Source organism: Mitsuokella jalaludinii (assembly GCF_928722185.1).
GTDB lineage: Bacteria > Bacillota > Negativicutes > Selenomonadales > Selenomonadaceae > Mitsuokella > Mitsuokella jalaludinii.
On record NZ_CAKMXA010000001.1, the window covers coordinates 1,543,360 to 1,567,923 of the forward strand.

The window sequence follows — 24,564 nt, forward strand, 5'->3', positions numbered from 1 at the left end:
TGAGCCAGAGCTGAGCGATATGCAAAATTCGAATAAGTCTTTTACCATTGCCCCCACTTGCGCTACAATAGGGAGTAGAATATATGCGTGTACTGCGGCAACACATGCCGTAACCTGCGCGATGAGAAATGAGGCGATTGTATGGTTTTTCAGAAATTTGGAGCACTGGCCATGGTGCCCGTGCTCGTAGCAGCAGCGCCTGCCTATGCCGAATGGCACGGCAATGCCCATATCGAGACTGTCGAGGTGACGGGCAGCTATCTGACGGATGACATCTCGGAGGCAGGGCTCAAGAAGGCCCGCGAAGAAGCGCACAAGGACGCCCTGCGCCTGGCAACCGAAAAGGCCGGCGTCTTTGTCCAGAGTTATTCCAAGACACACAATCAGGTTCTTACTGAAGATGAGATTCAATCCATCTCTGGCAACATCCTCGCCGTCCAGAACGAGTCGTATGCGATGAGCAAGACAAACGACGGCTACACGCTCGTCACCTGCCATCTGACGGCCTACATCCAGCTCGACCAGGTCGACCTCAACCAGGCCATCCAGCAGATCAACATCGAGGGCGAGAACAGGGAGCTCAAGGCCGTCATCGAAGGCCTCAAGCACAGCCAGGGCAAGGCAGGCGAGCTGCCATACGGCACGGCTTACTTCCAGAAATTTGCCCAAAACAGCTCCCTGCTCAAGAAGGTCTGTGACGTAGGCTACGATGTCGACAGCGTGAACTACGACAAGGCGACGGGCCTGATCCGCTACAACCGGTTCACAAGAGCCGTGGACGATGATCAGCTCTATGCGTTCCACGTCGAGCCCTCCTATCCGGATAATACCGAACGCATCTACAAGATCACAAAGATCACCGAGAAACCGTTCCAGACCGTCGAGTTGAAGTTCAAAAACGCGCGCACGACCATGCTGCCGATTGCTACCTATTCCACTGACGACTACTATCGCCGCCTGGTCTGCAAGCAGCTGCAGCTGCCCGAGTACGCTCATCTCAAGCAGCCGGGCTGGGGCCCAATCCCTCTGCTCGACCCGCCGCTCTACACCGATAAGCTCAACATGAAGCGCATCGATGGCATGCTCTACTGCTCGCTGGCCGATACCGAGGACGGCCTCGCCAACCTGCTCTTCCCGAGTTTCGCCGTCCGCTACGACCCACAGCGCAAAGTCCTCGAAGAGGCCGATATCCTCTACACCGACAGCTGGATCCCCGCCAGAACGGAATATCTCCCCGCCATCCCCTACCTTGACTTCCTCTACCACGACGGAAATCTGGAAAACCCTTGATGCCCTGCCCTTTACTATAAATATCAGCCATTTACAGATTTGGAAGCCTGCTAAAACCACATCTTTACTGAAGGGCAAATTTTTCACCGAGAAAAGCTTGACACATACACATCTCTCTAGAACATTGCATCTGATTCCGTAGTATGATATACTAAAGATGATCAAGAAAACGTCTATGGAAGTAGACGAAGGCCCTAGGGTGGCACACCCCTAGGGTCTTTTTTTGCGCAATAAAACAGCCAGCTCAGATAAACTAAGCTGGCTGCATAGAGGCTAGAACGTATTGCTGCTACCGCTCTAACCATTTCTGAATGCCGTACCAAATGGCACACGATACGACACCAGCAAGAACGGACATCAAGAAAACGTCCATGCTCATGAAGCAGACCTCCTTTCCGTTTCCGGCATAGAGGCAGCAACGCAGCTAGTATAACATAGAAAACCGAATACAGTATATAGGGATAGATGCAGGTGACGATTTCTCGAAATACACTACACAATATGATTCATGATAAAGAATATCAATATGCTATATATCATAAATTTTTAGTATTTTATATTTCTGAAAAATAAGTGTATAATATACTTAAATGATAATAGATATTGAAATGAAGTGAATATCAAAATGTGATGAACGTCACACAGATGTTTTTGGGTTTTCCTCTACACAAGCGTATTCTCTTCATCCTTGAACGGAAAGGCGGGATCGGACATGAAAGAACGGCCACGTGTCGTCATCCTCGGCGGGGGAATCGGCGGCATCAAAGCGGCGCAGAAACTGGCCAACCAGCCGGTAGATGTGCTGATCATCGATCACAACAACTACCAGGTCTTCCAGCCGCTCCTTTATCAGGTAGCGACATCGATGCTCTCGACGGATGAGGTCGTCTACCCCATTCGCGGTTTCTTCAAAAAAGCGAATAATGTTGATTTCCTTTTAGCAGAAGTCCGCGGCATCCAGCCAAACGAAAAAATCGTCAAGACGAGTCACGGGGATGTTCCCTACGACTATCTCATCATCGCTCTTGGCTCGACGCCAAATTTCTTCGGCAATGAAGAAGTAGAACGCAACGCATTCCCATTGAAGACCCTGCAGGATGCAATCCGCATCCGCAGCCATCTTTTAAGTGTCTTTGAAGAAGCGTCTGCTGAGACAGACCCGGAAAAGCGCAAGGCTCTGCTGACCTTTGTCTTTGTCGGCGCAGGCCCGATTGGTGTGGAAGGTGCCGGTGGTGTATCCGAACTCGTTTACGATGTCCTGCAGAAAGAGTTTCATTATATTGACTTTGACGAAGTCAGCATCCATCTGATTGGCGCCGACGCATGCGTGCTCGGCATGATGTCCGAAAAGCTCCGTACCGAGACGCTCAAAGTCCTGCAGAAAAAGCGCATTGACGTACAGTGCTCCATGCTCGTGACGGGCTATGACGGAGAGACGCTCTTCTACCGTCCGATGCATGCTCCAAAAGATGCGCCGTGCTCCACGCTCCAGACGAAAACAGTTGTCTGGTCGGCAGGTGTACGCCCTGTGGACTGTCTCAGCAGCTTTGCCTGCGAAAAAGACCGCGGCAAGCGTCTGCTCATCGATGATACGATCCGCGTCCCGGGCATGCAGGATGTCTTTGCCATCGGAGACTGCTCAAGCTACACGCCGCCCGGCGAACAGCGTCCTCTGCCGACCCTTGCGCCTGTTGCACTGGCGGAAGGAGAGCTCGCGGCCAAGAACATCCTGCACGATGTACGCGGGGAAGAGATGGAACATCTCCATTACAAGAGCAAGGGCGTCATGGCCATCATCGGCAACAGTGAAGCCGTCATGGAAGCAGGCCCCCTGCGCTGCCGCGGCTTTCTCGCCTGGTCGGCCTGGCTCTGGATTCATCTGCTCACGAAAGCGGGGTTCCATGCCAATATCTCCGTCACGTTTAAATGGATTTTCAATTATCTTTCCGGGACACGCCTTGGCCGCCTGATCACACGTCCTGAATTGCAAGGCCTGCCTGAATCCATAAAGAATGCTCCGGAAGCAAAAGATGCCGGAGCCGAGAAACAAGCGTCGTAGTGCATGTAAAGCCCAAGGCTTTTACATAAAGAAGATTTACTTTTCAATCCAGATATATAGGAGGGATTCGCATGATTCCAGTTACGAAATTGAACAGTCAGTATGGCCTTTTCATCGACGGAGCCTGGCGTCCGTCAGCCGATGGCAAGACATTTGATTCTTTTTGCCCTGCGACTGGTGACAAACTTGCCAGCTGTGCAGAAGCCACGTCGCAGGATGTCGATGCTGCCGTAGACGCAGCCTGGAAAGCCTTTGCCACGTGGAAAAAGACCACGGTCAAGGAGCGTGCCACCCTTCTCAACAAGATTGCCGACATCATCGATGCGCATACAGACGAACTCGCGCTCATCGAGACCCTCGACAACGGCAAGCCCATCCGCGAGACAAAGAATATCGATGTGCCGCTTTCCGCCGCTCATTTCCGTTACTTTGCCGGCTGCATTCTCGCCGAGGAAGGCTCCGCCACGATGCTAGACAATACGACCATGAGCATCATCCTGCGTGAGCCGATTGGCGTAGTCGGCCAGATCGTACCGTGGAACTTCCCGTTCCTCATGGCAGCGTGGAAACTCGCACCGGTACTCGCAAGCGGCTGCTGCACGGTCCTGAAACCGTCAAAGACAACCTCTCTTTCCGTGCTGTACTTTGCCGATCTCATCAAGGATATCCTGCCGCCAGGTGTCTTCAACGTCATCACGGGCGCAGGCTCGAAAGCCGGTCAGTACATGCTCGACCACAAGGGCTTCTGCAAACTGGCATTCACAGGCTCAACGGAAGTCGGTCTTTCCGTTGCCAAAGCTGCGGCCGAAAAACTCATCCCGGCCACGCTCGAGCTCGGCGGCAAATCCGCGAACATCTTCTTCGCGGACTGCAACCTCGAACAAGCTTATGATGGTGCCCAGCTCGGCATCCTCTTCAATCAGGGACAGGTCTGCTGCGCTGGTTCTCGCATTTTCGTTCAGGAGGATATCTATGACGAATTCGTAGCCGAACTCGTCAACCGCTTCAACAAAGTCAAGATCGGCCTGCCGTGGAAGGAAGACACGCAGCTCGGCGCGACGATCTATAAAGCGCAGCTCGATAAGGTCCTCTCCTATGTCGAACTCGCGAAAAAAGAAGGTGCGACCATCGCCTGCGGCGGTGAACGGGCAACTGACGGTGCGCTCAAGAACGGCATCTTCATGAAGCCGACACTCATCACCGATGCTACGAACGATATGCGCGTTGCCCGCGAAGAGATCTTCGGACCTGTCGCCGTCGTCATCAAATTCAAGACGGAAGAAGAAGTGATCAAGATGGCCAATGACAGCGATTACGGCCTTGGCGGCGCGGTCTGGACACAGGATATAAACCGCGCATTCCGTGTCGCCAACGCCATCGAGACGGGCCGCGTCTGGGTCAACACCTACAACCAGATCCCTGAGGGCTCGCCGTTCGGCGGCTACAAGCAGTCCGGCATCGGCCGCGAGACGCACAAAGTCATCCTTGAGCACTACACGCAGATGAAGAACATCCTCGTCAATCTCTCGGGACAGCCATCCGGCTTCTACTCGCAGAAGTAACGCGCCGCCGCTCCCTGGCTTACCACACTCCCATCCTGCTTCTTCCTCATATACAGCAAAAGGCTGCCGCAAGTCCGGCAGCCTTTTGCCTGTTCAGGAGCAGTGCCCGATCCAGACAGGCGAGGACATTCCTCCCGTAAAATTTTTTAAAACACTATTGATATTCATTCTCATGTATGCTATATTATCTATAGGCTTTCGTTAGCAGCTTCTTTCAAGAAGCGCAAAGCTCTCCTAAGATATAATACACAGCAAAAATCCCGGCGTACTGCTCATGCGCCGGGATTTTTGTCTGTGCTAAAGAAAACCTCTCTCCGCACCTTGCGGACAAAATTATCGCGAAATATGTCTTTGTAAATTTTGTTCATTTTCATCTTTACATTTGTTCTAACAAGTGGTATGATAAATCATGTCAGAACAATAACAATTGATTTACAGGAGGATAAAAATGGAACTCGCTAAATTCATTGATCACACATATCTCCAGCCAGATGCTCAAAAGAAAGATATCGACAAGATTCTCTCTGAGGCAAAACAGTATCACTTCGCTTCTGTCTGCATCAGCCCAATCTGGGTTTCCTATGCCCACAAAGAACTCGCTGACTCTGATGTCAACGTCGTCACGGTCATCGGCTTCCCAGAAGGAGCTACACCGACTTCTGTCAAAGCCTTTGAGACGAAACAGGCTATCGCTGACGGTGCTGATGAAGTTGATATGGTCATCCCAATTGGCTTCCTTAAGGATGGAGAATATGATTATGTAGAAAATGACATTCGTGCAGTTGTAGAGGCAGCACAGGGTAAAACAACGAAAGTTATTATCGAAGCCTGCCTGTTGACGGATGCAGAGAAAGTGAAGGCTTGTGAACTCGCCAAGAAGGCAGGCGCTGACTTTGTCAAGACCTCGACGGGCTTCTCCAAGGGTGGCGCTACAATTGAAGATGTCAAGCTCATGCGCAAGACCGTCGGTCCTGATATGGGTGTCAAGGCATCTGGCGGCGTCCGCGACCGCAAAGAAGCCGAAGCCATGGTAGCCGCCGGTGCCAACCGTATCGGCACCAGCCACGGTGTCGATATTATGCAGGGCTAATCCCCGGAATCCATCATGAAATCAGAATAGGAGGAAAGAGAACATGGCAAAATGGATCCAATATGATAATGGCTATCTCAACAAGACCCCAATTTTTCAGTTCATTCTTCTTTCCTGCCTGTTCCCCTTGTGGGGAGCAGCAGCAAGCTTGAACGATGTATTGATTACGCAGTTCAAGAGTGTCTTTGATTTAAGCGACTTCGCCAGTGCATTGGTACAGAGTGCCTTCTATGGCGGATATTTCTTGATTTCCATTCCAGCGTCGATGGTCATCAAGAAGACTACCTATAAAACAGCTATTCTATGCGGCTTGATTTTCTATATCGTCGGCTGCTCACTCTTCTTCCCTGCATCCCACATGGCCACTTACACGATGTTCCTTGCAGCTGTATTTGCCATCGCTATCGGCCTTGGCTTCCTAGAAACTGCTTCGAATACTTACAGCACCATGCTTGGACCTGAGAAATATTCAACCTTGCGTCTGAACATCAGTCAGACATTCTACCCCATCGGTGCGGCCGCAGGCATCCTGCTTGGCAAGTATCTGATTTTTGAAGATGGACAGAGCATGGCTGCGCAGATTGCCAGCATGACGGCAGAAGAAGCTCATGCTTACCGTCTCGACATGCTGATGAATACCCTGGAACCATATCGTGTCCTAATCATCGTGCTCTTAGCTGTTCTTCTTCTCTTTGCCTTGACAAAATACCCATCTTGCAAACCAGTTGCACCTAAAGATGCACCAAAGGCAGAAGATCCCAGCATCGGCGAAACGTTGCGTTATCTTGTTGGCAACCACAAATTCAAGAAAGGTATCGCGGCAGAATTCCTTTATGTCGGCATGCAAGTAGCAGTTTGGTCCTTCACCATCCGCCTGGCTCTGACAATGGATGCCTCCATCAATGAGCGCATGGCCGCCAATTTCATGGTCATCAGCTACGCTTGCTTCTTTGTCGGCAAATTCATCGCCAACTTCCTTCTCGCACGTTTCTCCACGAATAAAGTACTCGTTGCCTACTCCGTCATCGGCTGCCTTCTGGTACTCTATGTTTCCTTTATCCCAAGCTTCACGGCGGTCTATGCCGCTGTCGCGATCAGCATCCTGATGGGTCCCTGCTGGGCTACCATTTACGGTGAGACGCTCAAAACGGTCGACAAAAAGTACACGGCTACGGCCGGCGCTGTCTTGGTCATGTCCATCATCGGTGGTGCCATCGTTCCGGCAATCCAGGGATATGTCTCTGATATAACTGGATCCATGCAGTTCTCGTTCATTGTCAACTTCTTCTGCTTCCTCTATGTCGGCTTCTACTTCTATCAGAAGTACCGTGCTGAATCAAAAGTCGGTCAAGATGCCAATACGATGCTCGCACAAAAATAATTGGCACTCCATCAGAATGTGTGGGGAACTAACTCTTCCCATCCCTTATGACCATTGAAAAAGCATACATTTTCCTGTACGATATTTTCGGCTAAAAAACACATCGTACGGGGGAAATGTATGCTCACCAAAAAGATACTCAAATCAATCCTAAATGTCAAGCATACCGCTATAGATGACATGAAAATTTTGCCAGATGGAACAATTGTCATCAAGGCACATCCTACCAAAGACGAACAATGCCGTTGCGGCATATGTGGCAGAAAATCTGTCCACTATGACAATGGCCGCGGTGGCACCCGTTCTTGGCGGGCTTGCGACTGGAATACCCACAAAGTCTATATTGTAGCAGATATACATCGTGTCATGTGCCCCAAACATGGGGTCGTTACGGCATCTGTTCCTTGGGCAAGGCATAAGTCCCGTTTTACAAAGGAATTTGAGGAGCTGGCCACTTGGCTCTCCTTGTCCTGCACGAAAACCGCTGTTGCCTCTTTGCTCAGGATTTCTTGGAATACCATCGGCTCTATCATTAGCAGGATGCGGGCTGAACTTGATGCAAATCCAGCCGCACACTTCGTGGGACTTGTCCGCATAGGCGTTGACGAAACCAGCTACAAGAAGGGACACAAGTACATAACGGTGGTCATCAATCATGACACAGGTAAGGTTATCTGGGCTCATGAAGGACATGGCAAGACCATTTTCACCAAGTTCTTCAAGCTGCTGAGCAAAGAACAACTGGCCAATATACAGCTTGTATCTGGTGATGGTGCCAAATGGATTCAGGCATGCATCAACGATTTTTGTCCGGTAGCCAAGCGATGCATTGACCCGTTCCACGTTGTACAGTGGGCTACTGAAGCCCTTGACGAGGTGCGTCGTTTAGCATGGCGTGATGCCTTGAGGAATCCAGCAGATAAGACTCCGAAGAAACGCGGTCGTCCCAAGAAAGATACCACAGCCAAAGACTTGAAAGGCTCTCGGTTTGCTCTGGGAAAGGCTCCGGAGCATCTCACCAAGAAACAGCAAGCTCAGCTTGAATTCATTGCCAAGGCTGACAAGCGGCTGTATCGTGCCTATCTGCTAAAAGAGAAACTCCGTCTTGTTTTCCAGTGCGAGAATGTCGCTATCGCCAAGAAAGAACTGGACGGATGGATTAAATGGGCTCAGCACTGTCGCATCAATGTGTTTGTCGAGCTCCAACGGAAAATACGCCGTCACTACGATGCCATACTGGCAACAATGGAGCATCATCTGTCCAACGCCGTACTGGAGGCGACCAATCGGAAAATCAAGCTATCCGTTTACATGGCCTACGGATTTCGTAATATAGACAACATGATTGATATGATTATGCTCCGCTGCTCCGACATTGATGTAAGGTTACCATGGGATTATGAAGCTACTTAGCAGGCTGGGAATTTCTCCACACAAACTGATGATGCCTCAAATAATTTCATGGTTGTCAATCGATTTGTATAGGAGGTCTTTTCCATGTCTATTGCTACCAAAATTTGTCTGAATAAATCGTATTTCAAGGAAAATATAACAACGATCCTAGAGAATGATGATTTCAAGGTGACCTTGTTCCGTTATCCTTCCGGCATTGAATCCGTGAAGATAGCGAATGCAAAGGGATATGTGGAATTACTCCCCTACATGGGACAGATTATCTGGGATGCTGAATTCAATGGCATCAGCCTGCGCCTCAAGAACATCTTCAAGGAACCAAAACCAGCAACATGCATCGTTGACACATACGGTTGCTTCGCTTTCCATTCCGGGTTACTGGCCAACGGCTGCCCTGGCCCTGAAGATACACATCCCATGCATGGCGAGTTCTCCTGTGCCAAGATGGATGAAGCGTGGCTTGAGATCAGTGAGGACACGGTATCGCTCGTCAGCAAGTACGAATATTGCCAGGGCTTCGGCTATCATTACATCGCACAGCCAAGTGTCTCCCTGAAAAAAGATGCCACCCGTTTCACCATCCACATGGAAGTCACGAATCTCACCTGCACAGAGATGCCTCTGCAGTACATGTGCCATATGAACTATGCTTATGTTGATCAGGGACGCATTTCCTCCAACATCCCTGCCACGGCATTCAAACTGCGCGAATCCATCCCGTCGCATGTCCATCCAACTGAAAAATGGCTTGCTTACAATGAAGAGATCAAGAAACTGCAAAAGGAAGGGCGCAGCTTAGAGGTTCTCGACCAGCCTGATATGTACGATCCTGAAATCGTCTTCATGGCAGACCATATCGACCAGTATGCCCCGAATGTCACGGTGGAGATTGATTCTCCGAAAGGCTATGGCTTCCGCACAGATTTCTCCACAAAAGACTTCACCAGCGCTACCCGCTGGATCATGAAGAACGACGACCTTCAGGTAGCCGCTTTTGTCCTGCCTGCCACCTGCCGTCCGGAAGGCTTCCTCGCAGCCAAGAAAGCTGGCACGCTTCTCTACTTGAAGCCCAATGAAAAGAAAACCTTCACGGTACTGACCGGACTGAAATGACACCATCAAGAAAGGAAGCATTCCCATGAAAATAGCAGTAATCGGGTCCAATATGGTCGACCTGACCTCATATATCACACGCATGCCTGTGCTCGGCGAAACGCTGGAAGCTCCTGACTTCTCAATGGGCTGCGGAGGCAAAGGCGCGAATCAGGCCGTTGCAGCCGCAAAATACGGCGCCGATGTCCTGATGATGACAAAAGTCGGTGATGATGCCTTTGCAGATAATACCATCGCTAACTTCCAGAAAGCTGGTATCGACACAAAATATGTGCAGAAAGTTCCTGGTGTATCCAGTGGCGTTGCACCAATCTTTGTTGACAAAAGCGGACAGAACAGCATCTTGATCATCAAGGGTGCCAATCAATACCTGTTGCCCAAAGACATCGATGACGCAGAAGAAGATCTCAAGAACTGCCAGCTAATCATCCTACAGTTAGAGATTTCTCTGGAAACCGTATATTACGCCATCGACTTCGGTAAAAAACACGGAATCCCAGTATTGTTAAATCCTGCACCAGCAACAAAGGAGTTACTCATAGACAAGGCTTGCCAATGTGACTTCTTCATGCCGAACGAAACAGAGTTAGCCATCTTGACAGAGATGCCAGTCTCGACACTAGATGAAGTGGAAGCCGCGGCTAAGAGTCTTGTCGATCGAGGCCTGAAAAATGTCATCGTCACCATGGGGTCTCATGGATCCATGTGGATCAGCAAAGAAGGAAAGCATCTCGTAAAGCCATTCAAAGTCAATGCCATCGATACGTCTGGTGCTGGAGATGCCTATATCGGCTGCTTTGCTTGCTGCTACGTGCAGACTGGCGACATCCTCTCCTCGATGAAGACAGCCAGTGCCTTTGCTGCACTCAGCGTCACGAAGCGCGGTACGCAGAAGTCCTATCCTGAAAAAGAAGATGTGCTGAAATTGCTCAAAGAGTAAGTCCTATCTACATCTGAAAAATGGCTCTCCTCATTTCATCAAGGAGAGCCATTTTTCTATGCCCATTATTTGAACCATCAGCAACATCCGATATATAATAGGTTCAGATAGAAGATTTACCGGGAATGTAAGGGGAGATGAGGATATGGATCAAGATAAAGATCGGCTGAGCATCGATGCTGCCAGACTATATTATGAATCCGATATGAGCCAACAGAAAATAGCCAATGAGCTTGGCATATCGCGACCTTCTGTTTCACGTTTATTGCAATATGCTAAGGACAGGGGCTTTGTTCAGATCAAGATCATCGATCCTACCGAACGGGGTCTTTCTCTGGCTGATGAACTGTGTCAGAAATACAATCTGAAGACTGTGAAGATAGCAAACGCACCGCTCAACGATAACCGAGAAATAAAAAAAGCCATCGGTCTAAAAGCCGCTGAATATCTATATAATATCGTCAAGGATCACGACATCATCGGTATAGGATGGGGCTCTTCCCTTTATCGAATGGCCCAGGATCTCAAGGCAAAGCCAGTCAAAGATGTACAAGTCGTACAGTTGAAAGGCGGCATCAGCTACTCAAAGCTCAACACGTATGCGCATGAGATTGTCACACTTGTCGCTCGGGCCTTTTCCACCACAGGAATCTTCCTGCCCATTCCTGTCATGTTCGACAATATGGAAGTAAAGCGCTTAGTCGAGCATGACAAATACGTAAAGAACATTCTCGACATGGGCAAACGAGCGAATATCGCAATCGTGACGGTCGGTCCAGCCACAGATGAATCCATCCTCTTCCATCTCGGTTACTACATCAACGAAAAAGACCGAGAGCTCTTGAGCAAAAAGGCTGCTGGCGATCTCTGCTCCCGCTTCTACGACGACGACGGAAAGATTGTCGATGAAGAGCTCGATAACCGTACGGTCGGCATCCGTCTCGATGAATTTCAAAACAAGGAAACGCGCATCCTTGTTGCCGGGGGCAAAGAAAAGCTCCGGGCCATCCATGCAGCGCTCAAAGCTGGTTATATGAATGTATTGATCACCGATCAATATACAGCCCTCGCCTTAAAAGAAATGAACTGAAAACGAAAATAGGCGTCGATGTTTCACGTGAAACATCGACGCCTATTTTTGATTTCACTGCACGGCGAGCTCGTAGAACATGTAGGCACAGATGAAGTAGAGCATGAAGAAGATCATGAAGCAGAAGAGCTTGACGGAGACGAAGCGGATGACGGCGTGGCCGAGAAGGAGGCCGATGACGAGGGCTGGGATGAGATAGATCGATTCCACGGCGGCGGCGTACATCGGCACGCCCTGGAACAGGGAGAAACCGATGGAGATGATGCCGCTGATCAGGAAGAAGACGACGCTCGTGCCGCGCAGCTCTGCTGGCGTCAGCTCGGTGTAGGCGAAGTAGAGAATCATGAGCAAGGACGCCGCGATGATCACGAGCCCAAATCCCGTGATGCCCTGCATGAATGCAGCCAGCCCGATGGCTAGCGCCGGTAAGAGATGCGCCTGCCAAACAGCAGTATCCAAAACAACCACAACCTTTCTGCAATCGATGCCGAATTGATTTCGGTAATCTTTGCTTATGTGTGATAAAGAAGCAATAGAAGTGCAAAAAATTTTGCCGTTCCTATCCGACACTTGGCCATTGTGTCGGATAGGTCGGGCGGTTATTCGGGCAAGTCAATCTTGCCGACAAAGCTGTAATAAATCTCAATGTCCTGCCTGCGGGTGCCGTTCTCATCATAGCTGCACTCATGCACCACAATTTTCTCGATCATTTCCCGCAAGAGAGTGGGGGTCAGTTCTTCAAAGGCAAGGTGCTTGCGGACAATGCCCATAAATTTCTCGGCGTTGACGGTAGCTGCCTGTGACTTGTCCAGTTCGGCTTGCAGGGCGGCGGCTCTCTTTTTCAGCTCCGCTTGCTCGGCTTCGTAGTCAGCCGACAGTTCCATGAAACGCTCATCGCTGATTTTGCCGTTTACATTGTCCTCATACAGCCGCTTGATAATGCGGCTGATTTCAGAAATGCGTTCCTGCGCCTGTTCAAGCTGCTTGATGGCTGCGGCGGTCTTTCGCTTGCCGCCGATCTCGTTCTGCTGGACAAGTAGTTTCACAAACCGGCTCTCATGCTTGGCTGCGTATTCGGTCACTTGCCGGAGATTTGCCAGGACACCAGCGGTCAACAGATCGGTGCGGATAAAGTGCGCCGTACAGTTGCGGGTGCGCTTCTTGTAGCTGCCGCAGATGTAGCAGTCCTGTTTGCGGTCTTTGTTCTGATACCGCTGCTGATACAGCACATGGCCGCAGTCGGCGCAGAACAAAATCCCGGAGAACAGCCCCACTTCATCGTAGCGGTTCGGGCGTTTGCGCTGTTTGCGTAACTCCTGCACCCGTTCCCATGTTTCCTTGTCGATGATCGGCTCATGGTGGTTCTCGAAAATGGCCTGCTTCTCGACGGGGTTCTCTATGCTGTGCTTGACCTTATAAGAAGGCTTTTCCGTTTTGAAGTTCACCAGACATCCGGTGTACTCTCGGTTTTCGAGGATATGAACGACGGTGTTGGTCGCCCATTTGCACTCATAGCCTGGGTGATAACGGCGGGTGCTGCCTGTCCGCTGATATTCCAGCGTCCCCGGCGTGGGGATTTGCTGCTCCGTCAGCATACGGGCAATCTTGGTCGGGCCGTTCCCGGCAAGGCAAAGCTGGTAAATCTGCTGCACCACCGGGGCGGCTTCCTCGTCTATAATAAAATTCTCGTCCTCGTCCATCACATAGCCGTAAACCGGCTTGCTGGTAACAGGCTTGCCGCTCATGCCTTTTGACTTTTTCACTGCCTTGATTTTCTTGCTCGTATCTCTCACCAGCCATTCATTGAACAGATTTCGCAGCGGGGTAAAATCGTTGTCCATGCCCTCGCTGGCACTGTCCACATTATCGTTGACAGCGATAAAACGCACACCCTTTTGAGGGAACAGCATTTCCGTGTAAAACCCTACCTGCAAGTAGTTTCGCCCTAACCGGCTCATGTCCTTGACGATGACCGTACCCACTTTCCCGGCTTCAATGTCCGCAAGCATGGCTTGAAATCCGGGCCGCTGGAAGTTCGCGCCGGAAAAACCGTCGTCGGTGTACCAGCGCAGATTGGTAAAGCCGTTCTGTTTTGCGTAGGTTTCGAGTATCCTTTTTTGGTTCGATATGGAATTACTCTCGCCTTGCAATTCATCCTCGTGGGACAATCTCGGATAAAGGGCGGTAATGAGGTTTTGGGTGGCTTGTCTTAACATAAAATCCTCCGTTTCCGACAGCCAGCCCCACTATTCCGTGGTTTCATTGTACCACGGAACGGCGGGGGCTGTACAGCGGCAAAAGCGTTAAATTTGCTTCTTTACAGCTTTTCAATTTTCCGATTTTTATGGTATGGGTTGTCGTCCCATATTTGCAGTAGAAAAGTTCATAACTCCGTGGTATACTCTGATTTAACAAAAAAATCAGAAGTTAAAGGAGAAAACATGAAGTATACAATAGATGAATTAACCGCGGCCAAAAGGCAAATTGATTCAACTCTGCACAAGCTAAGAGAAACAGTAAAAACATTTGAATCAAAGGATAATTCCGAGCGTTATAAATCACAAATCACATTGGCAAAGAGAAGAATAAAAGCCTTTGAAATTGCAAATTATTTTATAGAGAATGAGATTAAGAATTGCTAAAGCACTTCCGATTTTCGTTCCAGCGGTCATGCTCCCTGGCATGGCCGCTTTTCCATGCCCCGGTTCACGCCGGATAAGTCGGCTCCTGTGTAGCAGCGGCTTCCGCTTCCAGTACCCGCGCCATTTTGTCGGCGGCTGTGGTTGTGGTGTCTTTCTTGAAATAGCCGGACACGACAAGGACGGAATTGCCCATGCGGATTTCCGTCACACAGTCAGGGCGGCGGGTGGTGCGGGTGTCGTGCTGCTTGTTATCTGCCATAGGCAATACTCCTTTCAGTCGGTAATCAGTTTCTTCATGCTCTCCATTTTCCGCTTGGCGGTTTCCTGCCGGAAGTTGTCGCCGGTAAAGCGTACCGGGACGCACATGGAAAGCAGGCGGTCATAAATCCGGGAATGGGCGGTGTCCTCCGGGTTGTGCAGGTCGTCCAGCGTAAGGTTGGTCGTGACGATCAGCGGCTTGCCGCTGCGGTAACGGCTGTCAATCACATTGAACACCTGTTCCAGCCCGTATTCCGTCCCGCGTTCCATGCCGAAGTCGTCAAGGATCAGCAGCGGATAACGACAAAGGCGGGAAATGTACTCGTTGCGCCCCTCAAAGCTGGCGGCAAGGTCATTGAGGATAAGAGCAAAGTTCGTCATGCGGACGGGGATTTCTTTCTCCATGAGGGCGTTTGCGATACAGCCTGCAAGGTAGCTTTTGCCGGTGCCTACGCCGCCCCAGAACAGGCAGCCGATATTGTCTGTCCGCATATCTTCCCAATGCTCCACATACCGGCGGGCAAGCCCGGTCTGCGGGTTCCTGCCGTTGTCGTTCTCGAAAGTCCAGTCCCGCATGGTGGGGTCGGTAAAGCCCCGGCGTTTCAGTTCTTCCACGGTGTCAAGGTGTCTGCGCCGCTTTTCGGCGGCTTCCCGTTCCTCGCGGGCGGTTCTCTGGCAGTCGCACTCTGCCGGGTGGCGGTCGCGCCCGAAGATAGCGGCCTTATCCGGCGCAAAATAGGCTTCTTTCGGCTTGCGGCACTTGCCGCAGTACAGTAAACCGTCCTCGCCGGTGTAGTCCTCCGGCTCCGGGATGGTGGTCGTCATATTCTCCAAAACCGCGTTGATTTCATTCTTCATAAACTCTCGCCCTCCTTGCATGAGTAGTCTGGTATGCCCTTTTTAGGGGCTTCCTTTTTGTCGTTCCCCGCCCATATCCGCAGGGCGGCGGCATAGTTCTGGTAGCTTTTCCCGTTGGCGGCAAGGTAGCGGCTCATTTCCTCGATGAACCGTTCCAGCCTGTCAGGGTACTCTGCCTGCAACTCGTCGTATTCGGTCTGTGACAGAAAAATATTTCCATATCGGCCATAGGGCGCGGACGGCCCCCCACTCACTCCCTTTGTTTGGCTCTCTGTAAGGTTGTTTATAGTAGTTTGGTTAGGGGACGGTTTTCCGACCATCATAAGGTCGGTTTTCTGACCATCAGTAGGACGGTTTTCCGGCTCTATGAGGGGCGGACTTCCGGCCATCAGTTGGTCTGAAAACTGTACCTGTGGCACTGGCGGTACTTTGACATAAAGCCGGTTCGGTGCGGAGAAGCCGCCCCGTTCCCGTTCCAACAGCCCCGCCGTGTCCAGTTCATTAAGCGCCCCCTTGATGGTGGTGCTGCCTTTATCCAGTATTTCTGCTATCTCCGCGATGGGATAGATAATATAAATCCTGCCCTCGTCGTCCAGCCACTTGTTTTTCTGGGAGAGGGTGGAACGGTCTAACAGCAGCGAATACAGCAGCTTGGCGGTCTGTGAAATCTCCATTTTCAGCAGGAAACGGGGATACGGCAGATAGGCGGGCAGCCGCGTGTCTGCCCTGATATAATCAGCGATAGGATCACCTCCCTGTGTTCGGGTTGATTTTGGCGTATTGTCACGCATTAAAACGCCGTTTCCGGGGGAAAAGGATAAATGTATCGCGTACCCTTTGACACCCACGAAAAAAGCCTTGATTTATGCGGGTTTGAAAGGCTCTAAAGCGTGACATCTCTGCCTTTGTTTCCGCTTTCTCTCGGCGGCTTTGATTTTCTTCATGCGCCCGGCGCAGTCGGGGCAGTATTTTCCCCGGTTGGATTTGGGGACAAAGGCCGCCCCGCAGACGGCACACCGTTTCCGGCTTCCCCGGCACAAGAGGGCTGCGGCCAGCTCCCCGTCAAGGGGCAGGACAGCCACACGGAACCAGTGGCACATGAGGGAAAAGGAAATGCTCTGGACGCACACGCAAGGCTCCCCGTCGTCCAATAGCAGGCAGTTCCCCTCATCGTAGTTACAGCACTCATGTACCAGCCGCCGCGCCCGCCGGTGCTGGCGGTAGTCCATGTGGGGCAGGTTATCGCTCATGGCTCTGCTCCTTTCTGCGGTGCGGCTCGTCCCGGCGCAAAATCTGGTCGATGTTCCGCTTGACGGTCTGCAACTCCTTGAACCGCTGTTTCTGTTCGTGATAGGTGTTATACAGGCCGTCTTTCTCGGAGATAAGCTGCTCGATCTCGGCCTGCAACGCTTTCCGGGCGGGCAGCTTGGTAATGCCATGCGCCTTGAAATACCGGGCTGCTGCGTCGGCTATGATAAAATCGCTCTCATGGGCCTGCCGGTATGCGGCGCGGGCTTTCTCGGATTTCTGTGCCCGCAGCCCGTCGCGGGCGGCCTTGGTCTGGGCGTAGGCCAACACCTGCCGCTGCAACTTCTTTTTCCCTTGCAGCTTCGTTTCCAGTGCTTTCAGTTCGCCGCTGGTCTGGCGCATTTTCTGATAGGCGGTGTCAACGGCGGCTTCTAACTGCTCCGGGGAAGTAAAGCCGTATTGCTGGTAGACGGACAGCGTTTTGGCGGCCTGCTTCAGATTGTGTATCTTCGCCCAGCGTTCATAGCCCCGGCCTTTGCCCTCGGCCATTTTCTGCTCAATGTCCACAAGCCGCTGCACTCCGTCCTGTTTCGGGGCGGCTATCTCGGCTCTGGCAACCTGCAAGCGGTCTTTTATGGTGCGTGGGGGATCGGGGGATCTGGCTGGCGCTTCGGCTGCTCTGGCGGCGTTTTGCTCTAAAACGGCAAAGACAGCGGCGCGGTCAAAATCGTCGCCCAGCTTCCGGGCGGTAATTGGCTTTGTCCTGTCCGGCGTGAGGTAGGAAAGCCGCCCCCGGCTCTCCTTGACGGTCACACCCTCCTGCAGCAACAGAGAGGAAAACTCGTCAAAGCTGGCGGCGGTGGCAAGGGCTTTCCGTAGGGTCTGCCGCAGCTTCTCCTTGTTCGTTTCAAACTTGGTCTGCCGGGGCGTGATACTATCGGCAATCATGGGGGCGTTCTGCTTGTCCAGCGCGGCCTGTCCCTTTTTCTGCGCCCAATACTCCCGGTCGGTGACGCGGTTCTTGCTGCCGTTCAAGAGGTCGATTTGATAAAGCCCCTCCCGGTGGCACATCTCCATGACTTCGGATTTGAAGTAGCGCAGGGCAGCGTCGGTACATCGGTGCTTGCAGCCGACTTTCGTATCGGCCGGCCTGTCCATGTAGGGCAGGAACGGCACTTCCTCAATCCGCAGGCTGTTTATGACGATATGCACATGAATGTTGCCGCTGTGGTTATGCCCGTCCGGGTGGGTGCAGACAAGGGCCTGGTGGCCGGGAAAATGCTCTTTACAGAATTGTTCCCCCAACGCCTGCGCCCGGTCTACGGTCAGGCCGTTGTCCGGCCCGTCCCGCGGGTCAAAGCTGATGATGTAGTGGTGGCTTTTCACATCTTCCCGCCGCTGGTTTTTCTGATAGCGGAGATTGGCCCGCATACACGCAACGGCAAAATCCTCCCCGTCGCAGTTCAGCGTGGACAGCCGGTAGTCCTCGCGGGGGATAAGCCTGCCGGTTTCATCAAGGACGGGCTTCATGGTAAACTCGTCATGCTCAAAGAGAAGATATTGCTCGGCGGCTCCGTAGTCGGCGTTTTTAGAGTTGATATGCTTGAGTGTTGCCAACCGCGTCACCTACTTTCTTGAGGACTTCATACTTGAGGACGGCAAGGTCGGATATGGCGGCGCGTACCTCGCCGGAAAGGGTGTTGTAGGGTACGCCGTATTCGTTCAGATACCGGGCAATCTGATTGAGGTTGCCGCCGATCCTGCCGTACTCGGCTGTCAGCTTCCCGACAGCGGAAAGCAACTCGTCATTGACCGACGACACATGGACAACCGGGCGTATGGTCGCCCGCCGTATCGCCTGCCGGAGAAATTCGGACTGGCTGATACCATAGGGCGCAAGCCGCGCTGTGAAGTCGGCATACTCATCTTCGGACAGCCGGGTTTTCACAACGCGGCTGCGGTGGGGCGTGTTGTATTTCTTTCGCATGGTGTGACCTCCTTTCTCGCCCGTAAGGGCGCATGAGCAGGGTTTGGGGAAGGCACTCCCCAACAAGTTTCCCGCGAGGGGCAAAACTGCAGAATTGCGGATTTTGGCACCGTGGTAGAAACTTGCTCTCCGTGACTGCAAACTTTCTCTCACTTCCGTCCGCCACTTTTTTGGAAAACTGCAACCACAAAAGTTTGTTTCTCTTTTTCTGCTACTACTAATCCTGTAAAGGGCATTCCTGCCCGCTTTCGCTAAAATGACACCGGACGCAGTGGTTTCTACCCGGTGTTGGAGAAATCCTTTCTCTTTGCCCTCTACTACGGGTAAATGCTCCAAATGCCAAACACCAGGGCAGAAAAATTCCCTCCTCGCTTACTACTACAACCGGCAGGGGGCAAAATGGCCGGGAGCGGAGCCGGACAACAAAAAAAGCAGTAAATCTTTTTCAAGACTTACTGCTTTCGCTGGCCGCGTCGGTGGCGGCTGGTATTCAGTTTTTATGACTTGTCCGGTGGTTCGTCAAGCCGGAACTTGAATTGACAGTCAATTAACCGCTGCTTTACATAGTCCTCCACCTCGGCGTTGACCTGCCCGTTCACTTTTGAGAAATAGCGGATATATCCGGCGTAGTGGAGCAGGACAGCGTTCACGGCTTCTGGGTCGCCCTCACGGGCTTTGAGGATTGTTTCATAGGGGAGAAGTCTACTCATACCGGCTCACCCCCATTTCTTCGCGTAGCCGCTGCAAGGCAAGCTGGATATGCCGCCCCGCTGTGCTGCGTGACCGGCCAATACACGCGCCGATCACGCGCTGCGGCTGGCGCAGAAAGTAATAGCGCAGGATTTCTTCCCGCGTCTGCTCCGGCAAAACAGAGATCGCGTCGGCAAGGGCGGCGTTGCAGAGCAGGACGGTCTGACCGCAGACGGTAAATGGGTATTCCTCGTCCGGCTCCGACGCGGCAAACTGGACAAACTTCTCGTTCATCAGATAGTCAAGGGAAACTTGCCGTTCCCATTGCCGTTTAAGCTTCAAAATCTTGTCCAAGGCGGCACAGCGGATAACAGTCTTGCAAAAGGCGTTGTACCTGCGCTGGATATATTCTTGATAGGCTATCTGGTCGGTCATGGAAATTCCCCTTTCTGAATAATAGTGCGGGGCGGTGGCACTTCTTGCTGTCGCCCCTTGATTGCCTACCAGCAAAGGCGGGCGGGGCTGTCAACGGCTGCGCATATGCGCCGTTCATCTTGACCGTTGACTGGCTCGGCTGGGTTTGCTATTTACCCGACAAACTTGAATTTATTTTAAGCTATCACGTTTTACCTTCTTAAGCCTTACTATCATTACCATAGGAATTTCTTTGTTGGTTTTAAAACATTCTTCATAAAATCCATCAATGACAAATCCAGCTCTAAAACAAAGGTTAAAAATATCTTGTATGGAACGATGATAATAAATCTGCTCTTTCGGTTGCCCTTCAATCGCTATATCATAGTAACTGTGCGGTGTCATATATTTTTCAGTCAACGTGACAAAACAAGGGTGTTGCGTTGCAAAGACAAAAATTCCGCTTTCCTGCAACAGTTCATAAACAGCCATAAGAAGTGGTTCAATATCCGTAATATCCATAATTGCCATATTAGAAACTGCTTTCGTAAAGGCTCGATTTCTTTTTAATTCTAATATACTTTTTCTATCGGTCGCATCCGCCACACAAAATTCAATTTGTTTTGCATATTGTGATTGCCGTCTTTTAGCCAATTCTATCATTTTTTTGCTGTAATCAAAAGCGACAACCGAAGCGCCTCTTTGTGCAAGATACGAAGAATAATTTCCATTGCCACACGCAATATCCAAAATGTAATCCGCAGGATTAGGAGATAGAAGTTCCGTTACTTTGGGACGCACTACCTCTCTGTGAAATTCATTAGATTCGTCACCCATTGCATTATCCCAAAATTGTGCGTTCTCCTCCCAGATTTTTTTACTTTCCTCTGTTCCCATGTTCTCTCCCACTCCCCAAATTTGCTTTTTTGCTTCCATTAAATCTTCCTTACTATATTCCATTGTTACCCTCCATAACTTCTGATTGTTGCCGTCTTGACGATTATGTATCTTTACATTACCTTCTGAAACATATGGCGCACCTTGTCCAGGCGGCTGTTTGGACGGCGGGGCTGGATGACCGGCTGACCGACAGCGGCCTGATATCCTTTCAGCTCTGTAAGGCATACGCTCCGCCCGTTGGTGTAAAAGGCCAGATCAGTACGGTATGCCTGTATACAGCGGGCGGGAATCTCGCCAGTAAAGACAACTTCATCCTTTTTTACCTGGGCCGTTTCGATGGTGGCACAGTATTTCGGTGCATCATGATAAGCCCTGGAAAGGTATTCCTGGGGCGCATAGAGGATGAAGGAGAGATAAGGTTCCAGCAGCTGCGTCCCCGATTCCTTCAATGCCTGTTCCAATACAATCGGGGCCAATGAGCGGAAGTCCGCCGGCGTGCTGACCGGACTGTAATAAAGCCCGTATTCAAAGCAAATCTTACAGTCCGTTACGTTCCAGCCGAACAAGCCCTGCTCCAGCCCGTAACGGATACCATCCCTGACAGCGTTTTGAAAACTCTGGTTCAAGTATCCCAGCGAAACCCGGCTCTCGTATTGTACACCGGAGCCAAGCGAGAGTGGTGTAACAGACAGTCCTATGGATGCCCAAAACGGGTTGGGCGGCACCTCGATATGGATGGTGTGGCTGGCTGCTTTGAGCGGCCGCTCCATATAAATGACGGAGGGTTCCTTTACCACTGTTTCAAGCTTGTATTTTTCCGACAGCAAAGCGGAAACAACCTCCAACTGCACCCGGCCCAAAAAAGAAAGAATGATCTCATGGGTGATGGAATCCACTTCGCAACGCAAAAGCGGGTCAGTATCCGCAAGTTGCGTAAGAGCGTCCAGCAGCCGTTCTCTTTGCGCTGCCGTTTTCGGCGCAATCGTCGTCCGCAGCATGGGGAGGGGGTCCTCGCGCCACCTTTTACGAGGGAGCCGGGTTTGGTCCCCTAATACATCGTTTAACCTCACGCTGTCGCTGGGAAGGATAACAATTTCACCCTGATAAGCGGTGTCTGTCCGAACAATTTCCCCTTTGGATGGAATACGCATCTCTGTGATTTTCAGCTTTTCTCTCCCGGCCAGGGCCACCGTATCCCGCAGGCGCAGCGTTCCGCTGTATAACCGTAGATAGACACGCCGCTGGCCGCAATCGGTGTACTCAACCTTGAAAACGCTGCCGCATAGGGCGGCGCCCCCCTGTTCCCCAATCGGTTGGAACAGCCCTGTCACCGCATCCATCAACGGTTGAATGCCAAGGCCATTTTTGGCGCTGCCATGATAGACTGGGAACAGGGAGGCGTCTTGAACCCGCTGCTGTTCCTCCCGCGCAAGTTTTTCCCGGCTGATTGGTTCTCCTGCGATATACTTTTCCAATAATTCATCGTTATTTTCGATGACCGCATCCCATGCTTCTATGTCGGTATTTTCCTCCAGGACTATTTCCGGGGACAGCGACACCGTCTGCTTGATGATAATATCGGCGGAGAGCTTATCCCGAACAGACTGAACCACGCTCTGCAAATCAACGCCAGCCTGGTCGATCTTGTTGATAAAGATAACGGTGGGAATGTTCATTTTCCGCAGGGCATGGAACAGAATACGGGTCTGGGCCTGCACGCCATCTTTAGCGGAGATCACCAAGATGGCCCCATCTAAAACAGCCAAAGAGCGGTACACCTCCGCCAAAAAATCCATGTGGCCGGGCGTATCCACAATGTTAACTTTACATCTGTGCCACTGGAAGGAAGTGACTGCCGCTTGAATGGTAATCCCACGCTGCCGCTCCAAAAACATGGTGTCCGTCCTCGTTGTCCCTTTTTCGACGCTCCCCGGTTCTGAAATGGCTCCGCTGGCATATAGCAGGCTCTCCGTCAAGGTCGTCTTTCCAGCGTCTACATGGGCAAGAATTCCAATATTGATTATTTTCATGTGATTGTCCTCCCTTTACAGCCCCAAAGGGCATAAAAATCCCCAGCAGTAAAATACTTTTACCACTGGGGATTATAAGTTGCGGACATACACATATACAGCATACACCTGTTTGTGATTGCTGTTTTTGGGGATATGTCAAAATTGATAAGGCAAAAGTATTCTTAAATTGGGTACAAAAAACTAAGCCCCTACAAAAGGAGCTATCATAATCCTTTGTTCCCACTATTTGATTATAGTTTTATTTAAGAATACCTTGCCGCATATTTTTTACTCCTTTTCTGGATTAAATCATTGTATCACATCAGTTTTAGGAAAGCAAGTACCTAAAAGAAATTTTTCTTCCCCTTATATGTAACAATCATACCGGCTTCCTAGCGTTCAGAATGTTTTCTGCTGTCTGCTGTGGTGTTTGGTTGGAATTGTCCAACCAAAAGCCGATCCGTGGTGTTGTCTGCATTTTACTAAATACAAATTCAATGTATACAGAAAGATATAAGGAGTGGGAGGGATTCCGCCGTAGTTGGCATTGTAGGAAAATCCAAAAGTTTAGATTTTCCCACAATGCTTATCTTTTGGTCTTTGGTTCGGAATAGTGTAGTGCTGGCGGTCTATCTCTTGTTTTCGGTTGCTTGCTTCCTTACCGTACATGAGCATTGCTTCAAGGATTATTTCGCTATTCTACCTCCCCTCTCCTCTATGAATGTTTCACGTGAAACAATATCAGAACCGATGAGATGGTGCATGTCTTCGGGAAGGGGAGCTTCGATGTGAATCTCTTTGCCGGTATCGGGATGGTGGAAGTGGATACGCCAGGCGTGCAGGGCCTGGCGCGAGATAGCATCACCTGGGGCGCCATAGGCAGTGTCGCCTAAAAGAGGATGGCCGAGGGCGGCGAAGTGGACGCGGATCTGGTGGGTGCGGCCCGTCAGCAGATGGATCTTGAGCAGGGAATATGATGGCCACGATGCGATCGTCTCGTACTCCGTCAGGGCGCGCCTGCCATCGGCGCGCACCTGCCAGTGATTCGCCTTGCTCGGGTCACGGCCGATTGGCATGTCGATGCAGCCGCTTGGACGGTCCAGATTGCCTCGCACCAGTGCCAGGTACTCGCGGTAGATCTGACCGTGATGCTTTGTCATCGCGTGCTGGATGCGCGCGGATTTGGCGAGGATGACGATGCCCGTTGTGCCTCGGTCGAGCCGATAGAGCGGATGGATACCGGCTGCTTCTCCCCTGCGCTCGAAATAGCCGGCCACGGCATGGACGAGCGTATCGCGCGCCGCGCGGTGCGTCGGATGGACAATCATGTCCGCGGGCTTGTTGACGACGAGAAAGGTTTCATCCTCGTAGAGGATGGCGAGCGGCAGGTTGACGGGCACGACGGGCGAGGCTTCTTGCCAGAGCAGTGTCAGTTCATCGCCTGTACGGACGCGCAGGCGGGCATCGCCATGCTGCTTCCCATTGACGAGGATTGTGCCGTTCCACTTGATGTGCTTCCAGAGCTTCGCCGAGAGCCCGAGCGGCGCGCGCACGAGTTGGCGCAATTCCCTGCCGTCATGGGCAGCATCTACGGTGTAGGAAATCTTCAATGGGTTT

23 protein-coding genes are annotated in these 24,564 nt (G+C 51.3%); 10 read left to right on the forward strand and 13 right to left on the reverse strand.

Annotation, left to right across the window (positions count from 1 at the left end):
- Window positions 1-141 precede the first annotated feature (141 nt).
- The 9 genes from QDI87_RS07220 (at window position 142) to QDI87_RS07260 (ending at window position 11,938) form a co-directional block, all read left to right on the forward strand.
- On the forward strand, window positions 142-1,290 hold the full coding sequence (locus QDI87_RS07220; RefSeq protein WP_278742729.1) for a hypothetical protein: 1,149 nt from the start codon (window positions 142-144) through the stop codon (window positions 1,288-1,290).
- Window positions 1,291-2,002: 712 nt separating this feature from the next.
- Window positions 2,003-3,349, forward strand: a complete 1,347-nt coding sequence (locus QDI87_RS07225; protein WP_036378492.1) for an NAD(P)/FAD-dependent oxidoreductase — start codon at window positions 2,003-2,005, stop codon at window positions 3,347-3,349.
- 71 nt (window positions 3,350-3,420) lie between these two features.
- Window positions 3,421-4,911 carry an aldehyde dehydrogenase family protein gene (locus tag QDI87_RS07230; RefSeq protein ID WP_036378491.1) on the forward strand — a complete coding sequence of 497 codons (1,491 nt, stop codon included), beginning with the start codon at window positions 3,421-3,423 and terminating at the stop codon, window positions 4,909-4,911.
- A 448-nt stretch (window positions 4,912-5,359) separates the two neighbouring features.
- Window positions 5,360-6,001, forward strand: coding sequence for a deoxyribose-phosphate aldolase (gene deoC, locus QDI87_RS07235; RefSeq protein ID WP_278742731.1), 642 nt, complete (start codon window positions 5,360-5,362; stop codon window positions 5,999-6,001).
- Window positions 6,002-6,044: 43 nt separating this feature from the next.
- Window positions 6,045-7,382, forward strand: a complete 1,338-nt coding sequence (fucP, locus tag QDI87_RS07240; protein WP_270842542.1) for an L-fucose:H+ symporter permease — start codon at window positions 6,045-6,047, stop codon at window positions 7,380-7,382.
- 120 nt (window positions 7,383-7,502) lie between these two features.
- Window positions 7,503-8,795, forward strand: coding sequence for an ISL3 family transposase (locus QDI87_RS07245; RefSeq protein ID WP_072003553.1), 1,293 nt, complete (start codon window positions 7,503-7,505; stop codon window positions 8,793-8,795).
- An 84-nt stretch (window positions 8,796-8,879) separates the two neighbouring features.
- Window positions 8,880-9,908: an aldose 1-epimerase family protein gene (locus QDI87_RS07250; protein ID WP_270842544.1), complete on the forward strand. Its 1,029-nt coding sequence runs from the start codon at window positions 8,880-8,882 to the stop codon at window positions 9,906-9,908.
- Between the two features lie 25 nt (window positions 9,909-9,933).
- Complete coding sequence (rbsK, locus tag QDI87_RS07255; RefSeq protein WP_005842721.1) at window positions 9,934-10,848, forward strand: ribokinase; 915 nt, start codon at window positions 9,934-9,936, stop codon at window positions 10,846-10,848.
- 145 nt (window positions 10,849-10,993) lie between these two features.
- On the forward strand, window positions 10,994-11,938 hold the full coding sequence (locus tag QDI87_RS07260) for a sugar-binding transcriptional regulator (RefSeq protein ID WP_278742734.1): 945 nt from the start codon (window positions 10,994-10,996) through the stop codon (window positions 11,936-11,938).
- A 54-nt stretch (window positions 11,939-11,992) separates the two neighbouring features.
- On the opposite strand, the gene QDI87_RS07265 is transcribed toward QDI87_RS07260, so the two are convergent.
- Window positions 11,993-12,397 carry a hypothetical protein gene (locus QDI87_RS07265; RefSeq protein ID WP_278742736.1) on the reverse strand — a complete coding sequence of 135 codons (405 nt, stop codon included), beginning with the start codon at window positions 12,395-12,397 and terminating at the stop codon, window positions 11,993-11,995.
- 140 nt (window positions 12,398-12,537) lie between these two features.
- Complete coding sequence (locus tag QDI87_RS07270; protein ID WP_002596236.1) at window positions 12,538-14,154, reverse strand: recombinase family protein; 1,617 nt, start codon at window positions 14,152-14,154, stop codon at window positions 12,538-12,540.
- A gap of 225 nt (window positions 14,155-14,379) precedes the next feature.
- Here QDI87_RS07270 and QDI87_RS07275 point away from each other — a divergent pair, with 225 nt between their 5' ends.
- Window positions 14,380-14,580: a hypothetical protein gene (locus QDI87_RS07275; protein ID WP_002596235.1), complete on the forward strand. Its 201-nt coding sequence runs from the start codon at window positions 14,380-14,382 to the stop codon at window positions 14,578-14,580.
- 64 nt (window positions 14,581-14,644) lie between these two features.
- Here the strand turns inward: QDI87_RS07275 and QDI87_RS07280 are convergent, their stop codons facing one another.
- From QDI87_RS07280 to QDI87_RS07330, 11 genes are all read right to left on the reverse strand, one after another.
- Complete coding sequence (locus QDI87_RS07280; protein ID WP_002596234.1) at window positions 14,645-14,839, reverse strand: transposon-encoded TnpW family protein; 195 nt, start codon at window positions 14,837-14,839, stop codon at window positions 14,645-14,647.
- A gap of 14 nt (window positions 14,840-14,853) precedes the next feature.
- Window positions 14,854-15,696 carry an ATP-binding protein gene (locus QDI87_RS07285; protein WP_002596233.1) on the reverse strand — a complete coding sequence of 281 codons (843 nt, stop codon included), beginning with the start codon at window positions 15,694-15,696 and terminating at the stop codon, window positions 14,854-14,856.
- The gene (locus QDI87_RS07290; protein ID WP_006356266.1) at window positions 15,693-16,487 is read right to left on the reverse strand and encodes a replication initiator protein A; all 795 of its coding nucleotides are present in this window, start codon (window positions 16,485-16,487) and stop codon (window positions 15,693-15,695) included. Before QDI87_RS07290 ends, QDI87_RS07285 begins: the two co-directional genes overlap by 4 nt.
- A 72-nt stretch (window positions 16,488-16,559) precedes the next feature.
- Window positions 16,560-16,946, reverse strand: coding sequence for a cysteine-rich VLP domain-containing protein (locus QDI87_RS07295; protein WP_002596231.1), 387 nt, complete (start codon window positions 16,944-16,946; stop codon window positions 16,560-16,562).
- A complete protein-coding gene (locus QDI87_RS07300) occupies window positions 16,936-18,561 on the reverse strand; it encodes a relaxase/mobilization nuclease domain-containing protein (protein ID WP_002596230.1) in 1,626 nt (541 codons plus the stop codon). The genes QDI87_RS07295 and QDI87_RS07300 overlap by 11 nt, the downstream gene beginning before the upstream one ends.
- A complete protein-coding gene (locus tag QDI87_RS07305; RefSeq protein WP_002596229.1) occupies window positions 18,533-18,931 on the reverse strand; it encodes a plasmid mobilization protein in 399 nt (132 codons plus the stop codon). Before QDI87_RS07305 ends, QDI87_RS07300 begins: the two co-directional genes overlap by 29 nt.
- A 497-nt stretch (window positions 18,932-19,428) precedes the next feature.
- Window positions 19,429-19,641 carry a helix-turn-helix domain-containing protein gene (locus tag QDI87_RS07310; RefSeq protein WP_002586615.1) on the reverse strand — a complete coding sequence of 71 codons (213 nt, stop codon included), beginning with the start codon at window positions 19,639-19,641 and terminating at the stop codon, window positions 19,429-19,431.
- Complete coding sequence (locus QDI87_RS07315) at window positions 19,634-20,056, reverse strand: sigma-70 family RNA polymerase sigma factor (protein ID WP_002586616.1); 423 nt, start codon at window positions 20,054-20,056, stop codon at window positions 19,634-19,636. Before QDI87_RS07315 ends, QDI87_RS07310 begins: the two co-directional genes overlap by 8 nt.
- Before the next feature lie 171 nt (window positions 20,057-20,227).
- Window positions 20,228-20,995 (reverse strand): class I SAM-dependent methyltransferase, encoded by a 768-nt coding sequence (locus tag QDI87_RS07320; protein ID WP_002586626.1) that lies wholly within the window; start codon window positions 20,993-20,995, stop codon window positions 20,228-20,230.
- Between the two features lie 50 nt (window positions 20,996-21,045).
- Window positions 21,046-22,965, reverse strand: a complete 1,920-nt coding sequence (gene tet(W), locus QDI87_RS07325; RefSeq protein WP_002586627.1) for a tetracycline resistance ribosomal protection protein Tet(W) — start codon at window positions 22,963-22,965, stop codon at window positions 21,046-21,048.
- Between the two features lie 668 nt (window positions 22,966-23,633).
- Entirely contained in the window at window positions 23,634-24,557 is a 924-nt protein-coding gene (locus tag QDI87_RS07330) for an RluA family pseudouridine synthase (RefSeq protein WP_278742741.1), read from the reverse strand.
- Window positions 24,558-24,564: the final 7 nt, after the last annotated feature.

Coding starts and splice junctions, on each gene's coding strand:
- QDI87_RS07230 (WP_036378491.1), top strand. CDS start 3,421: ATGATTCCAGTTACGAAATTGAACAGTCAGTATGGCCTTTTCATCGAC.
- QDI87_RS07275 (WP_002596235.1), top strand. CDS start 14,380: ATGAAGTATACAATAGATGAATTAACCGCGGCCAAAAGGCAAATTGAT.
- QDI87_RS07250 (WP_270842544.1), top strand. CDS start 8,880: ATGTCTATTGCTACCAAAATTTGTCTGAATAAATCGTATTTCAAGGAA.
- QDI87_RS07220 (WP_278742729.1), top strand. CDS start 142: ATGGTTTTTCAGAAATTTGGAGCACTGGCCATGGTGCCCGTGCTCGTA.
- QDI87_RS07295 (WP_002596231.1), bottom strand. CDS start 16,946: ATGAGCGATAACCTGCCCCACATGGACTACCGCCAGCACCGGCGGGCG.
- deoC (WP_278742731.1), top strand. CDS start 5,360: ATGGAACTCGCTAAATTCATTGATCACACATATCTCCAGCCAGATGCT.
- QDI87_RS07315 (WP_002586616.1), bottom strand. CDS start 20,056: ATGACCGACCAGATAGCCTATCAAGAATATATCCAGCGCAGGTACAAC.
- QDI87_RS07245 (WP_072003553.1), top strand. CDS start 7,503: ATGCTCACCAAAAAGATACTCAAATCAATCCTAAATGTCAAGCATACC.
- rbsK (WP_005842721.1), top strand. CDS start 9,934: ATGAAAATAGCAGTAATCGGGTCCAATATGGTCGACCTGACCTCATAT.
- QDI87_RS07260 (WP_278742734.1), top strand. CDS start 10,994: ATGGATCAAGATAAAGATCGGCTGAGCATCGATGCTGCCAGACTATAT.
- QDI87_RS07285 (WP_002596233.1), bottom strand. CDS start 15,696: ATGAAGAATGAAATCAACGCGGTTTTGGAGAATATGACGACCACCATC.
- QDI87_RS07310 (WP_002586615.1), bottom strand. CDS start 19,641: ATGAGTAGACTTCTCCCCTATGAAACAATCCTCAAAGCCCGTGAGGGC.
- fucP (WP_270842542.1), top strand. CDS start 6,045: ATGGCAAAATGGATCCAATATGATAATGGCTATCTCAACAAGACCCCA.
- QDI87_RS07270 (WP_002596236.1), bottom strand. CDS start 14,154: ATGTTAAGACAAGCCACCCAAAACCTCATTACCGCCCTTTATCCGAGA.
- QDI87_RS07290 (WP_006356266.1), bottom strand. CDS start 16,487: ATGCGTGACAATACGCCAAAATCAACCCGAACACAGGGAGGTGATCCT.
- QDI87_RS07225 (WP_036378492.1), top strand. CDS start 2,003: ATGAAAGAACGGCCACGTGTCGTCATCCTCGGCGGGGGAATCGGCGGC.
- QDI87_RS07320 (WP_002586626.1), bottom strand. CDS start 20,995: ATGGAATATAGTAAGGAAGATTTAATGGAAGCAAAAAAGCAAATTTGG.
- QDI87_RS07305 (WP_002596229.1), bottom strand. CDS start 18,931: ATGCGAAAGAAATACAACACGCCCCACCGCAGCCGCGTTGTGAAAACC.
- QDI87_RS07280 (WP_002596234.1), bottom strand. CDS start 14,839: ATGGCAGATAACAAGCAGCACGACACCCGCACCACCCGCCGCCCTGAC.